Source organism: Arthrobacter sp. PTI12 (genome assembly GCF_056679915.1).
Genome location: NZ_CM155256.1, coordinates 920,398 through 933,862 on the forward strand (window position 1 = coordinate 920,398; position 13,465 = coordinate 933,862).

At 61.9% G+C, this 13,465-nt stretch carries 15 protein-coding genes and 1 tRNA gene; 8 read left to right on the forward strand and 8 right to left on the reverse strand.

The features are described from left to right. Positions 1-12: 12 nt before the first annotated feature. Together AC1MBU_RS04490 and AC1MBU_RS04495 are read left to right on the forward strand one after the other, a co-directional pair. Positions 13-1,389: an FAD-binding oxidoreductase gene (locus AC1MBU_RS04490; protein ID WP_479788862.1), complete on the forward strand. Its 1,377-nt coding sequence runs from the start codon at positions 13-15 to the stop codon at positions 1,387-1,389. 124 nt (positions 1,390-1,513) lie between these two features. Further along, positions 1,514-2,080, forward strand: a complete 567-nt coding sequence (locus AC1MBU_RS04495; protein WP_479788864.1) for a hypothetical protein — start codon at positions 1,514-1,516, stop codon at positions 2,078-2,080. Positions 2,081-2,183: 103 nt separating this feature from the next. Here AC1MBU_RS04495 and AC1MBU_RS04500 read toward each other — a convergent pair whose 3' ends face one another. The 4 genes from AC1MBU_RS04500 to otsA form a co-directional block, all read right to left on the reverse strand. Further along, positions 2,184-3,542: a DUF4032 domain-containing protein gene (locus tag AC1MBU_RS04500; RefSeq protein ID WP_277359106.1), complete on the reverse strand. Its 1,359-nt coding sequence runs from the start codon at positions 3,540-3,542 to the stop codon at positions 2,184-2,186. A 126-nt stretch (positions 3,543-3,668) separates the two neighbouring features. Further along, entirely contained in the window at positions 3,669-4,757 is a 1,089-nt protein-coding gene (locus AC1MBU_RS04505; RefSeq protein ID WP_277359107.1) for an ABC transporter ATP-binding protein, read from the reverse strand. A 137-nt stretch (positions 4,758-4,894) separates the two neighbouring features. After that, positions 4,895-5,680, reverse strand: coding sequence for a trehalose-phosphatase (gene otsB / locus AC1MBU_RS04510; protein WP_471672875.1), 786 nt, complete (start codon positions 5,678-5,680; stop codon positions 4,895-4,897). Beyond that, the gene (otsA, locus tag AC1MBU_RS04515; protein WP_204534256.1) at positions 5,673-7,118 is read right to left on the reverse strand and encodes an alpha,alpha-trehalose-phosphate synthase (UDP-forming); all 1,446 of its coding nucleotides are present in this window, start codon (positions 7,116-7,118) and stop codon (positions 5,673-5,675) included. Before otsA ends, otsB begins: the two co-directional genes overlap by 8 nt. Before the next feature lie 121 nt (positions 7,119-7,239). Between otsA and AC1MBU_RS04520 the strand changes: the two genes are divergently transcribed. The 4 genes from AC1MBU_RS04520 to AC1MBU_RS04535 all read left to right on the forward strand — a co-directional run bounded on the left by AC1MBU_RS04520 (position 7,240) and on the right by AC1MBU_RS04535 (position 9,228). Next, positions 7,240-8,100 (forward strand): DsbA family protein, encoded by an 861-nt coding sequence (locus AC1MBU_RS04520; protein ID WP_479788867.1) that lies wholly within the window; start codon positions 7,240-7,242, stop codon positions 8,098-8,100. Positions 8,101-8,209: 109 nt separating this feature from the next. Further along, positions 8,210-8,286 (forward strand) — tRNA-Thr (locus tag AC1MBU_RS04525). A 151-nt stretch (positions 8,287-8,437) separates the two neighbouring features. Then, the gene (locus AC1MBU_RS04530) at positions 8,438-8,635 is read left to right on the forward strand and encodes a helix-turn-helix transcriptional regulator (protein WP_479788869.1); all 198 of its coding nucleotides are present in this window, start codon (positions 8,438-8,440) and stop codon (positions 8,633-8,635) included. Further along, positions 8,635-9,228 (forward strand): tyrosine-type recombinase/integrase, encoded by a 594-nt coding sequence (locus tag AC1MBU_RS04535; protein ID WP_479788871.1) that lies wholly within the window; start codon positions 8,635-8,637, stop codon positions 9,226-9,228. The genes AC1MBU_RS04530 and AC1MBU_RS04535 overlap by 1 nt, the downstream gene beginning before the upstream one ends. Before the next feature lie 9 nt (positions 9,229-9,237). Here the strand turns inward: AC1MBU_RS04535 and AC1MBU_RS04540 are convergent. After that, a protein-coding gene (locus AC1MBU_RS04540) for an IS3 family transposase (protein ID WP_479788025.1) occupies positions 9,238-10,382 on the reverse strand; the annotation gives its coding sequence in 2 pieces (ribosomal slippage) (positions 9,238-10,106 and positions 10,106-10,382; 1,146 coding nt in all). 131 nt (positions 10,383-10,513) lie between these two features. On the opposite strand from AC1MBU_RS04540, the gene AC1MBU_RS04545 reads away from it, so the two are divergent. Further along, positions 10,514-11,131, forward strand: coding sequence for a site-specific integrase (locus tag AC1MBU_RS04545; protein ID WP_479788873.1), 618 nt, complete (start codon positions 10,514-10,516; stop codon positions 11,129-11,131). A gap of 100 nt (positions 11,132-11,231) precedes the next feature. Continuing rightward, positions 11,232-11,579 (forward strand): hypothetical protein, encoded by a 348-nt coding sequence (locus AC1MBU_RS04550; RefSeq protein WP_479788875.1) that lies wholly within the window; start codon positions 11,232-11,234, stop codon positions 11,577-11,579. A gap of 627 nt (positions 11,580-12,206) precedes the next feature. Here AC1MBU_RS04550 and AC1MBU_RS04555 read toward each other — a convergent pair. From AC1MBU_RS04555 to AC1MBU_RS04565, 3 genes are read right to left on the reverse strand one after another with little or no spacing between them, the layout of a single operon-like run. Continuing rightward, a complete protein-coding gene (locus tag AC1MBU_RS04555; protein ID WP_479788877.1) occupies positions 12,207-12,485 on the reverse strand; it encodes a hypothetical protein in 279 nt (92 codons plus the stop codon). Next, positions 12,482-12,871: a hypothetical protein gene (locus AC1MBU_RS04560; protein WP_479788879.1), complete on the reverse strand. Its 390-nt coding sequence runs from the start codon at positions 12,869-12,871 to the stop codon at positions 12,482-12,484. Before AC1MBU_RS04560 ends, AC1MBU_RS04555 begins: the two co-directional genes overlap by 4 nt. Then, complete coding sequence (locus AC1MBU_RS04565) at positions 12,868-13,260, reverse strand: hypothetical protein (protein WP_479788881.1); 393 nt, start codon at positions 13,258-13,260, stop codon at positions 12,868-12,870. Before AC1MBU_RS04565 ends, AC1MBU_RS04560 begins: the two co-directional genes overlap by 4 nt. Positions 13,261-13,465 lie beyond the last annotated feature (205 nt).

Here is a 13,465-nt window from a genome sequence, read left to right on the forward strand (position 1 = left end):
GCTGCGCGCGAAATGTCCGATCAAACCTCCTCCCTCGTGAGGGAGTTGCACCTCGGCGTGCACAGCTCCCGCATTCTGATGAGCAGCGGGGTGCTTGAGGAGTATTCGCGGGATCAGGGCCCGGTCACGCAACCGGCGATGCCCGCCGTCGTCGTACTGGTGGAGAGCGTTGAGGAAGTGCAGCACGTTATGCGGTGTGCGCATCTCTTCAAGGTGGCGGTCGTAGCACGCGGAACCGGGACCAGCCTTTCGGGCGGCGCCCATGCGGTGTCCGGGTGCATTGTCCTCAGCCTTGAGCGGATGAATCGCATCCTCGAGGTGCGTCCGCAGGATGAGCTTGCCATTGTGGAGCCGGGGGTCATCAACGCGGACCTGAATCTCGCGGTTGCACCGCACGGCTTGATGTATGCACCCGATCCGGCGAGTCACACAATATCCACACTGGGCGGCAACGTCGCCACCAACGCGGGCGGGCTGCGGTGTGCCAAGTATGGTGTAACCCGGGATTCGGTTCTGGCCCTCGACGTGGTGCTTGCAGACGGCACGCTCATCCATACGGGGCACACCACGTTCAAGGGCGTTGCCGGGTATGACCTGACCGCGCTATTCGTGGGATCTGAAGGTACGCTCGGCATTGTTGTGGGAATCACCGTGCGCCTGAAGTACCTTCCGATCCAAACCCGAACTCTGGCCGCCTTCTTCCCGGACTTTCCAGCAGCGGCCGCAGGCGTTCTCGCCATTGGTGCTGCCCGCGTTCAGCCGGCCATTCTTGAACTTCTTGACGGTAATACCCTGGGCGTCCTGGACGCCGCCTTCCAATCGAACCTTGCAGCCAGGGGCGGAGCCCTGCTGCTCATCCAGACTGACGGCTTTGGCGCTGAAGCGGAATCCGCCGTCGTGCGCAAAGTCCTGACCCAGGCAGGCGCGACCGTCGAAGCGGAGGACGGCTCGGAAGCCGCTATGCTCCTCGACTTGCGGCGCAACGCGAGAGGCGACGGCGTCGACGACGATTTCCGCGTTGGGGAGGATGTCGCAGTTCCGCGATCCCAGTTGGTGCACTATGCGGGTGAGCTTGAACGGATGGCCGCGGAACACGGCGTGAGGCTTCGCCTCGTTGCGCACGCGGGAGACGGCAACCTCCACCCCACGTTCTGGGTTAATCGAGACGAAGGGCAGGCGGGAATGCTCAGGCTGCAGGCAGCGCTCGACGAGTCGGTGCGGGTTGCCCTGGGGCTGGGTGGAACCATCACCGGCGAGCATGGGGTGGGGCAGTACAAGTTACGTTGGCTGGCGTGGGAACAGAGTGCTGAGGTGCTGAGCCTGCAACGACGGGTCAAGGAAGCGTTTGATCCACTCGGGATACTCAATCCGGGCAAGGCGATCACCTGAGAACACGCCGCTGAAACCATCGGTATCCCGCTACCGTTGCCGAACCTTCCAGACGGATAGACTGGATTGAGCCAGCGCCCTGGAAGAGGCCAGTGGCATCGCACTGAAGAATGGGGACAACACCGTGTCAGACAACACCACCGGTCAACCGGGCAACGATGACGGCCAGGACGACTCCCGCCGATACCCGGCGGGGCAGCAGTGGCAGCAGCCCAGGTCGTCCGACCAGCGTTCGGGACAGCAGCCGTCCGGTTACGGTCAGTCTTATGGCCAGCAGTCCGGTCAGTCCTACGGCCAGCAGCCAGTTCAGGGCTATGGCCAGGCGCCGGCTTCACCGTATGGCACACCCGGCGGCTACGGCGGCGGTTACGGTCAACCGACGGAGAACCCTGGAAAGACGCTCGGCATTGTCGGTCTGGTCTGCTCTATCATCTGGCCCATTTCGATCGTGGGTCTGATCATCTCTATCGTCGCGATGGTGAAGTCGAGGAAGGCCGGGATGGGCAATGGCTTCGCACTTGCCGGCATTATCATCGGAGCGATCGGCGTCATTACGGGCATCATCGCGGTAATCGGCTTGATTGCGCTCATTCCGTTCTCGCAGGAGGTCGTCGAATTCTGCCAGAGTGCAGGGCCCGGCATTCAGGAGTTCCAGGGCCAGCAAATTGACTGCAGTCAGCTGACCCCGTAAGCAAGGCGGGAAGCGCGGAAACTTCCAATCAGAGAGCGTCTGCGGTCCCGGCTCAAGCCGGGACCGCAGACGCTCTCTAGGTATTGCTTGCTCACAGGACGGCTCAGCTGCCCTCTTGCGCCCCACCGCTGATGATGTCCAACGTCTTGGTGTCAGCAGTCAGCATGATCGCGGCTTCGTCGCGGCGATGCCGCAGCACCGAATCCAGGTATGACTGCACGGCTTCGGCAAGCGGAACGTTTCTGTCTTGCTTTTCAGACATGTACCATCGGTGCTCCAGCACCTCATGGACCACTTCCGCCGGCTCCAGCTTTCCGCCGAGCTCCCGCGGAACTGCCCGAACGATCGGCTCGAAGACATCATTGAACCACTGGTGTGCGCTGATCTCTTCGTCGAGGCCCGGACTGTTGTCTGCCCGGTAGGCGTCCATGTCATTGAGCAGCCGGCGGGCCTGGTTCTCCTGGGCATCTATGCCGGTGAGCCGGATAAGACGACGGCTGTGATGCCCGGCGTCGACCACTTTGGGCTGCAGCTGGATCTGGGAAGTCTCGGAAACTGTCCGTATGGCGTACTCCTCGACGTCGAAGCCGAGTTCGTTCAGGCGCCGAATCCTTGCGTTCACCCGCCAGCGCTCACCGAGCTCGAACGACTCCTTGTCGGTGAGTTCGGCCCACAGGCGTCGGTAGCTGTCCATGATGAGCTCGCTGGTAGCCAGTGGGTCCACCTTTTCCTCAATGAGACCGCCCTCTGCCAGGTCCATCAGTTCACCGGCGATGTTCACCCGGGCAATCTCGAGATCATACTCGCGCTGCCCGGTAGACAATTCCGGATACAGTTCACCGGTCTCAGCGTCCACGAGGTAAGCAGCGAACGCCCCGGCATCTCGCCTGAACAGGGTATTGGAGAGTGATACGTCTCCCCAATAGAAACCGATGAGGTGGAGACGGACAAGGAGCAGCGCCTGGGCATCGATGAGGCGGGTCAGAGTGTCCTTGCGCAGCATCTGTGAGAACAGCGCCCGGTACGGCATGGAGAACTTCAGGTGGCGGGTGACCAGCACCGGGTTCAGGTCCTCGCCGTCACGCGTCTTCCGGCCTGCGATGACGGCAACCGGCTCCACGCACGGAACGTCCAGGCGCTGCAGCTTGCGGAGCATGTGATACTCGTGGCGTGCAATATGTTCGCTGGTTTCCTTCACAGCGATCACGGATCCGCCGAGGTGGGCGAATCGGACAATATGGCGGGAGATTCCACGGGGCAGAGCAGCGAGATACTCGGCCGGCCACTCCTCCAGTCCCAGATGCCATGGGAGGTCGAGGAGCTCCGGGTCGGTGGCCGCTGCCGTGATGTTGAGCGATCCCAGCGAGCCTTCCCCGAACGCACTTCGGGTCCTGGGCAGTTTGCCGGCCTGGTCATAGTCCGTTGGCTCGTGATGCCAGTTGGCTTCGGTCGAATCAGTCATGGTGATTGGGTGTCCTCACGGCGACCTGTATGTCCTAACAACGACGATGGCCCCCGCTGGTTGAGTTTACCGTCAACCAACAGGGGCCACCGCGGAATGTGCATCTAACCGCTAGCGGTCAAATTGCTACACGTGGTCGGCCAGGCGAAGGCCGTCCTTGGTGTCGAACAGGTGCACGTGGCCCTTTACCGGCCGTACATATACCGTGTCACCCTTCATTGGAGGGCGGCGTCCGTCTACGCGTGCCACGATGTCGTGGTCCTGGCCGTTGAGCGTGGTGTGGCCGTAGAGGTAAGCGTCAGCGCCAAGTTCCTCCACGACATCCACCTCAACCTGCAGGCCTTCGCCGGCACCGACGAGGCCAAGATCTTCGGGACGAACACCCAGCGTGACTGTACCGCCGTGTGCGGAGCTCAGGACCTCGCGCGCCACCGGGTACGTGGTGTCGCCAAACTTCACGCCGTCCTCCGAGGTCGGCAGCTCCAGCAGGTTCATGGCGGGGGAGCCGATGAAGCCGGCAACGAAGACGTTCTTCGGGCGCTCGTAGAGGTTGCGGGGGGTATCCACCTGCTGAAGGATGCCGTCCTTCAGCACTGCGACGCGATCGCCCATGGTCATGGCCTCGACCTGGTCGTGGGTCACGTACACGGTGGTGACACCGAGGCGACGGGTGAGCGAGGCGATCTGGGTACGGGTCTGCACGCGGAGCTTCGCATCGAGGTTGGACAGCGGCTCATCCATGAGGAAGACCTGCGGGTTGCGGACGATTGCACGACCCATGGCAACACGCTGGCGCTGACCACCGGAAAGAGCCTTCGGCTTGCGGTCGAGGTAGTCCTCGAGATCGAGGAGCTTTGCGGCTTCCCGGACACGCTGGGCGCGCTCTTCCTTGGAGATGCCCGCGATCTTCAGTGCGAAGCCCATGTTGTCGGCAACGGACATGTGCGGGTACAGCGCGTAGTTCTGGAAGACCATCGCGATATCTCGGTCTTTCGGCGGAACGTCGGTGACATCGCGGTCACCGATGAGGATGCGGCCGGAGTTCACATCCTCGAGGCCGGCCAGCATGCGGAGGGAGGTGGACTTTCCGCAACCGGAGGGCCCGACGAGAACGAGGAATTCGCCGTCTGCGATCTCGATGTTGAGGCCGTCTACTGCGGGCTTGTCAGTGCCCGGGTACAGGCGCGTAGCCTGGTCAAACGTTACCGTTGCCATTTTTTTCTTATCCTTTTCACGGGCAGGTACGTGCCCGACGATCCGTTGTGAATGGAAATATTCAGTTGGCGTGATCAGGACGGAGGCCGAAGTTGACCCACCGTGAACTGCGTCACAAGGAAAAGTATGGCACGAAGTCAGGTAGAGACGCCAGCACGACGTAACCTCACCAACTCCTGAAGGACCTCAACGAGCTGCTCCGGGGAGGTGATGCGGTACGTCGCAGCGCTCTCTCCGTCTCCGACCTTGATCCCGACGTCGGGTGCCTGGAGGGTCTTCAGCGCGTGTTCGTCGGTGACGTCGTCACCGGCAAACACTACTGCGGTTGCCGCGGTGAGTTCACGAAGGGACTGCAGACCCCTTCCCTTGTCCGCCTGCACCACGGAGAGTTCCAGGACGTTCTTGCCGTTGCTCAGGTGGACGCCGTCCAGCGATGACAGTGCGGCACGCGCCGCAGTTGCGGCCGACTGGGCTGTCTCTGCGTCTGCCGTCCGCATATGCAGCACGACGCCGGCTGGTTTCAGTTCCAGCAGCGTACCGGGATGGGCATCGACCACCTGTTGGACGGCGCCGGTCGCATGGCGCAGGATTTCCACCTGCGAGGGCGTCAGTTCAAGGGGCGCACCACCGGGACCGGTCCACGCCTCAGCTCCGTGACTGCCGATGAGGAGCGTTTCCGGCTCTGGAGAGGCGACCCGGCGCAGACTGTCCAGAGCGCGTCCGGAGATGAGCGCCGTCGTCGTCCTTGGCAGTTGCGCCAGATCGCGCAATGCTGCCGCCGATCCGGGCAGCGCACGGGCGTCTTCCGCGCGGTCAACCAGCGGGGACATGGTGCCGTCGAAATCGAGCGCAACCAGCAGCGTCTTCGTCGCGGCCGCCGTCGCGAGAGCGGCAAGCAATTCCGGGCTGAGTGAATCAGACAAGGAGATCCTCCCGTGCGCCTTTCTGCAGTTCTGAGAGGAAGGCCTTCGACCAGCGCTCCACGTCATTCTGCAGTACTTGACGGCGCATGGTGCGCATCCGGCGGGTTGCCTCGGAGGCGCTCATATCGAGGGCACCGCGGATGGCGCTCTTGAGACCGTCGATGTCATGCGGATTGACCAGGATTGCCTGCCGGAGCGTGTCAGCTGCTCCGGCGAACTCGCTCAGGACCAGCGCTCCGCGGTTTCCCGTACGGGCTGCGACATACTCCTTCGCCACGAGGTTCATACCGTCGCGGAGCGCTGTCACGAGCATGACGTCGGCAGCCAGGTAGAGAGCCACCATTTCCTCCACCGGATAGCTGTGGTGGAGGTAGCGGATAGCAGTGTTCTTGATGGTGTCGTACGTGCCGTTGATACGCCCGACGGCGCCCTCCACCTCTTCACGCAGGAGCCTGTATTGCTCCACCCGTTCACGGCTGGGGCTGGCGACCTGGATGAGGGCGGCGTCCTCGACCTGGATCAGGCCGTCGGCGAGTAGTTCCTCGTAGGCCTTCAGGCGGTGGCCGATGCCCTTGGTGTAGTCCAGCCGGTCAACTCCGAGCAGGATGTGCCGGGGATTACCGAGCTCACGACGGATCTCCTGAGACCGCTCGATGATGTCGGGGCGGTTGGCGAGGTCGACGATGCGCTGGACATCGATGGAAATGGGGAACGCCTCTGCCCGTGAAACGTAGTCAGGGGATCCGTCTGCGCCCTTCACCTGTACCTGCTGCTGACGGACCGCGAGCCCCAGGAATCTGCGTACGCAGCGCAGGAAGTTGCTGGCGTCGCTCGGTCGCTGGAACCCGATCAGGTCAGCGCCGAGCAGGCCCTCGATCACCTGGCGCCGCCATGGGAGCTGGGCATAGATTTCGAGCGGAGGGAACGGAATGTGGTTGAAGAAGCCGATCTTCAGATCAGGACGGGCCTCGCGCAACAGCTTGGGAACGAGCTGAAGCTGGTAGTCCTGGACCCAGATGGTGGCGCCTTCGGCTGCGACGGCCGCAGTCTCCGCTGCGAAGCGCTCGTTGACCTTCCGGTAGGAATCCCACCAGTGGCGGTGAAACTCAGGCGGGGCGATGACGTCGTGGTAGAGCGGCCACAGGGTCGCGTTGGAGAAGCCCTCATAGTAGAACTCGACTTCCTCAGCGCTCAGCGGAACGGGAACCAGCCGGATCTCACTGTGGTCGAAGGATTCAAGTGCCTCGTCCGCGGCGCCGTGCCATCCTACCCATGCGCCGTCGGCCTTCTCCATCACAGGAGCCAGTGCGGTGACCAGACCGCCGGGTGAGCGACGCCAGGAGCCGTTGCCGTCGTCGTCGTTCACGCGGTCAACCGGAAGTCGGTTGGACACCACAATGAATTCGAACTCACCGTACGGTGTGTCCCCTGATTGCATACTGTCTCCTCTGACGATCGTAGGCCTACTGACGACTTTAGCCGGTTGGGTGGGTAGGGGGAGCGGACAGCAGCATCACCTAAAATGGTAGGACGCGTAACCGAGTGAGCAATGAGGACTGATGACTTCCAGCAACCCCAGACCGAGCAAGGCACAACGGAAGTCAGAGTCGCGGGAGCAGGCACGGCGGGTGGTGGAGGAGCGGGAGCGCCGTGAGAAGCGTGCATCGTTCCTCATCAAGTGGGGCGTTGTTGCCGCTATCGTTGCAATCCTTGTGATCATTGGGTTGATCGTTGCCGGAAACCTTCGGAGTCAGGTTCCCGATGCCGGCCCGGCTCCTGCGCATGGCAATAAGTACGGCGGTATCACTCTGACCTCCACAACGGAGCTGGCAACAACGTCCATTGAAACGGTCGACGTCGCGTCCCTCCCTGATGAAGCCCCGAACGCAGCGGATCCTCCGCCCGGCGTCGAGGCGTCTGCTACTGACCAGCCTGTACAGGTTGTGGCATACGTCGACGTGAACTGCGTGCACTGCGCCAACTTCGAGCAGACGCATGCCGAGCAAATTCAGACCTGGCTGGATGAGGGCGCCATCACGTTCGAGTACCGGAATGTGGCATACCTGGATCCCAATTCGCAGACGGAGTATTCGTCCCGCGGTGCTGCGGCGCTTGCCTGTGTGGCGGACACCTCGCCGCGGGCCTACTGGGACTTCTCTGCAGCCTTGTTCGGCAACTTCGAGAACGGCGAGCTCTCCGATGGGGAACTCGCCGAGATGGCAGCAACCGCCGGGGCCGGCGACATCTCCGCCTGCCTGGAGGAAGATACCTTCCGACCATGGGTGAAGTTCGGCACCCAGGCAGCAGAGACCTATGGCGTCAGCGGGACTCCAACGGTTTTCGTGGACGGCGAAGAAGTGCCGGATGCGGTATCCGACTTCGCCACGGTCACCCAGGAGCAGATTGAAGCGAAGAACTGAGGATCTCTGAGACCCGGTTGATTTCCCGCTGGCGGCGGCGCTGGGCTAACCTTGTCTAGCGCTGTTGAATTTGGATAACGACGACGGCGCCCGCTGGCTCAGCCAGTCCGCCTCCTTAGCTCAGTTGGCCAGAGCACCGCTCTTGTAAAGCGGGGGTCGTCGGTTCGAATCCGACAGGGGGCTCCACTAGACCCCTCTGACTAGGCAAAACACCAGTAGGAGGGGTTTTGTCATGCGGTTCAACTTGTTCAGGGGACGTTTAAGGAACGTTTTGGCCAGCACCGGTGCGGTTAGGGTTCCTCTTGGCGCCGCACACATGGTGCCCATGAATGAAAATATGACGCAGCATGAGTCTGCAGTAGTGAAAGTCCTCACCAGAAGCGATGTCGCCAGGATCCTCGGGGTGGCACCGAAAACGCTCGCTAATTGGCACTCCTCAGGGATCGGACCGCCCGCGATGCGACTCCATGGCATCGTGCGGTATGACGAAGCGCAGTTCCTGACCTGGTACGAATCTTTCAAGGCAGCTGTCTGATGGGCCGGAATCGATTGGGTAAGGGCGAGTTGGGAACACCGGGCGCGCAGCAGAGCGGCAAGGGCCAGTGGCAGGCATGGGCCCGGTTCGGTGATCAGGACGGTCTCACTCGCGTTATCAAGCGGACGGGGCGCACCAAGGCGATCGCGATTCGCGCTGTCGAAGAGGCCGCTGCGGCTCGAGTTCGGCTGTGGGACCAGGCGGAACAAGTAGCGCTCGATCAGGCCATCCCCACCATCAGTCAGCTGGCCGAACGCTGGTTCAAAGCCATTGAACCCGCACCCGTGAAAGTTGGCCCGAAGGGCGACGAATTACTGCCGGCATACCAGGCCGGGATCCGCCGTCAGACCTTCGATCAGTACAGATCCACCTACCGCAACCACATCTACCCCGCTCTCGGGGGGTTGAAGGTGGCCGACGTTGGGACCAAGGTGTGCGCAAGTTTCCTCGAGGAGCTGGTTGACGGAGGAACTGGCCTTACCCGAGCCCGGTTGACACGCGTAGTGCTCAAGGGCATCCTCAACGTCGCGGTCCAAGACGAAACCATTCCGTACAACCCCATCAACAACGGGGACTGCCCCGGCTTTAGTTGACTCGGGGTCTTAGGCCGCGGTGAGCGCGGACCGGTTGATTGTTTCATATTCGACTGGCGTGAGTTTCCCCAGACGCCGCTGCCGGCGTCGGCGGTGGTAAGACCGCTCGATCCATGTCGTGATGGCGAGGCGCAGATCCTGCCGTGTGAGCCAGCGTTGACGGTCAAGGACGTTCTTCTGCAGCAGCGAGAAAAACGATTCCATGGCGGCGTTATCCGCGCACGCGCCGACCCGGCCCATCGAACCGGTCAGCCCGTGATGACGCAGTGATTCCACGAAACGGCGCGACCGGAACTGGGAACCGCGATCGGAATGCACCACTGTCCCTGCAGGGCGGCGTGCCCGTACGGCGTTCTCCAACGCCGCGACTGCCAGCGATGATTTCATGCGGGCGTCCATCGAGTAGCCAACGATCCTGCCGGAGTAGACGTCTTTCACCGCGCAGAGGTAGAGCTTGCCCTCGGTGGTGGGGTGCTCGGTGATGTCCGTGAGCCACAGTTCGTTCGGTGCTGTAGCGGCGAAGTCCCGTTCCACCAGGTCATCATGAACCGGTGGCCCGGGCTTGCGGTTCAGGCCTCGTTTCTTGGAGAACACCGACCAGATGCCATGGTCCCGGCACAGGCGCTGGACCCTGTTCTCGCCGGCTGTGACGCCCTTTTCTGGGAGTTCGTCGGCGATGAACCGGTACCCGAACGCCGGGTCGTCGGCGTGAATGTCCAGGGCGGCATTGATCAGGTGGGCGTCCGACCAGTCCCGGTCGGTCACCGGGTTGGCTCTCCACCGGTAATAGCCTTGCTTGCTGAACTTCAACACCCTGCAGGTCACCGCCACGGGAATCCCTTCGGCGGCAAGATCCGTGACCAGCGGGTACGTCATTTTGGGTTGATGTCCCTCGCCAGGTAGGCGGCGGCACGACGCAGGATCTCGTTCTCCTGCTCCAATAAACGGTTGCGTTTCTTCAGATCCCGCATCTCCGCGGACTCCGCAACCGCCGGACCAGCGCCTGCATCCTTCCGATCAGCTATCGCCATCCAGCGCTTCAACGTCGTGACCGACAGCCCGAAATCCTTCGCTATTTGAGTTAGCGGGGCCTCGCCCTTCCGGGCCACATCAATAACATCCTGGCGGAACTCCGCCCCATAAGCCGTGGGCATGGTCAACATCCTTCCACGAGCACAAGCTCGCTAGGTCAAGGAGTCAACAAAACCGGGGGCAGTCCCACGTAAATCCATCCAAGAGGAAGCGGACGTCGCCCCAGGCGCTCGATGCCTCTTCCATGCATGATGTGCGCAAAGCTGTTCGTGAGTGGCGGGCATCCCCGGGATTGTTCGGTCCGGCCAACGACGGCGCTTTGACGGACATCGTTGACTTGCTGGCGGCGACCGGAGTCCGGATTGGAGAAGCCCTCGCTCTCCGTTGGACTGACGTAAATCTGGAAGGTCCGGTGCCCACTGTTTTTATAACCGGCACCATCGTCGAGCCACGGAAAGGCCCGAAGTACCGTCAGGCAAAGCCAAAGTCCATGAGCGGTTACCGCGAGATTCCAATTCCGCGGTTCGTAGTAGACATGTTGCTACGGCGCCGGATTGCCTCCCCTGAGAACAACCTCGCAAACGCCGTGTTCTGGTCGAACAAGGGCACATTCCGCCAGCCTTCTTCGGTACGCCGGTCATTCCGAAGCGCACTGCAGGAAGCAGGCCTGAAATTGAATCTCGACGTCACCCCTCACACCTTCAGGAGAACCGTAGCTACTATCCTGGCTCTAGAGGTCGGTGCGGAAGCTGCGCGATCCGTTCTTGGGCACTCCAGCTTGGCCGTAACGGAACGCAGCTACATCCAGCGACCAGAGCGGGTGGAGGACCACCGAGCAACCTTGGAGGCATTCATGGGGAGCAGCCAATAGTGATCTCTCGGGTCGGCGGGTTTCGCCGGTGTGGAGGAGTTAGAACTTGCCTTATGCTGCGTTACTTGGTGACCATGACGAGAAACGAGGCACACACGCTATGACCGAGCGTACGGACATTCACCAGGTCGCGCGGGCGCTCGTTGCGGTGCTTGGCCCAACCCTGGTCGCGTCGTTATCCGGGACCAGGGAGCGAGAGCTACCGGCGCAGTGGGCGCAGCCTGACGGCCCGGAGCCTTGCCCGGAGTCTGCGCAGCGCCTTCGGTTCGCGCACGAGCACTGGGCTCTTCTCGCAGCTGATGAAGGCGAGGATGCGGCTCGCAACTGGTTCATCTGCGGCAACCCCCGCCTGGATGAAGGCACTCCGCTGACCGCCATCCGTGAGAATCGCTGGCACGATGTTTCAGCCGCGGTAACCAGCTATCTTGAGGGCGGCTGGAACGGGTGAACCTGCCTTATGTCGATAAAGGACACCCCTCGCGCGCCCCGCTGAGTTCGTGAGTTCGGGGCACCGGGGCATCGGGGCATCGGGGCACCGGGACATCGAGGCTCCGTGAGTTCGGGACGCCGTGACTTCGAGAGTTGAGGACTCCGGGACCTCGTAGCTCCTCCAAAGTAGGTGCTGGCGCGCAGTTCACCGCCATCCTGAAGCCTGATGCGCTTCCCGACTGCTGCCGATGTGAGTTTGGATGGGACGCCTAATCGAATCGCGATTGTCCGCACCGAGGACGGCACCCTCTGTGGAGTCGCTAACACAAGGACCTCACCCGCTACTTCCTAATCCGCCGTACGGCTTCCGCCAGGCTGCATCGTCAGAGGTGAAGAGGTGAAGAGGTGAAGAGGTGAAGAGGTGAAGGACCGGCTCAACTCTGAAGCTCTGCAGCAGCGGATTACAGTCTTGAAGGCTGACCTTCATGCCATGGTCCGCGAACGACTCGCATCCTCCCGGCATTCGATCTGCTACAGGCCGCTGGCGCCGAAGCCCGCGGGTGGCATCTCAGGACAGGCGAGACTTGGCTTGGCTCACCAGGATTGCTGGTTCTGAGGCGGCATTCATGCTCCGATCCGATTCACGTCAGAGGCGTGTGGCAGCCAGCTCTTTCACCCAATCAGGCGTCTCTTTGCCGAGCTTGCGGTCTGTTGTCACCCTGAGCCTAGCCGCGTAGATACGCACGGTCTCGTCAACATTCTCAGGTGCAGGAATCGGCCTGGCAGCTAGCTCTTTCACCCAGTCGGGTGTCTCCTTGCCGAGCTTGCGGTCGGTCGTTATCCTGAGCCTTGCGGCGTAGATGCGCACCGCCTCCTCGTCCCGCTCGCTCCCAGATCTGCGCCTAGCGGCGTGCCGGCTCGTCATGTTGCCCACGCTGCAGCATCGTTAGCAGCAAGCTGGAGAACCGGCTCAACGTCCCCTCCGTCGCGCAGCCACTCCGTCACCGTCTTGCCATCCAGTTCACCCGGAACGGCGGTCTGAAGCCACAGCACCCACGTCCAACTGTCATCCGTACCCTCGGACAGCACCTTGAGAACGGGGGATAGCCCCGCCAGTAACTCGCCGTTTCCCTGGAACTGCCAGACCGGGTAGATGAGCTCACCTTCGGCCGTAGGGCAACCGAGGAGTGTTCTCGCTTCCCGCTGCTCTTGGATCTCCTGGCGAGTGAGACCCAGCCAGGCCGCCAGCCCAACGACGTCGTAAAATGGGCTGCCCTTCTCAACCAATGCGTTGGCGGGCCGACCAGTCATAGCTCGATGATCCTTATTTCGGCCGGAACCCACGGCCGACGAGGAGACCGGTACGGTAGCTCCTCAGGTGTTGGCTCGCTCTCCCAGACATCGATACCAACCGCCGGAGTAGTACGACGAATTGTTTCAACACCGTCGCTTCTGAGCTGCAGTGTGAAGAGAATCTCCTCGCCGAGCTGCACTCCGGAGAACGCGAGGACGGGAATCGGCTCGCCGTCCTTTCTCATGTCATACACCGGCAAGTGGTGGTACTCGGGAGTGGTCGCCATGATTTGCGCATACCGGGTCAGGAATGAACCGGCAGCCGAGGCCTCAAAGCGGTAAATCGTTCCGCTGGCGGTGCGGATCTGCCAGTCCCCGTGCTCCGCTGCATGTATCTGCTCGACCATGTGAACAGGTTACGGCGGGGGTCCCCCAAAATAAATCTGTTCACAGCGATATATTTACTTGTCGAGCCCAGTTTCGCCGGTTGCACCTCGAACACCATCTGTTCGGTGTTTGTGTGAGCATTGTGAGCTCGGATCTCGGAACAGGGATATTGACCGATGTGCGCTGATGCCGACGCATATCTGTCAACTATTGCAGGTTCGCGAT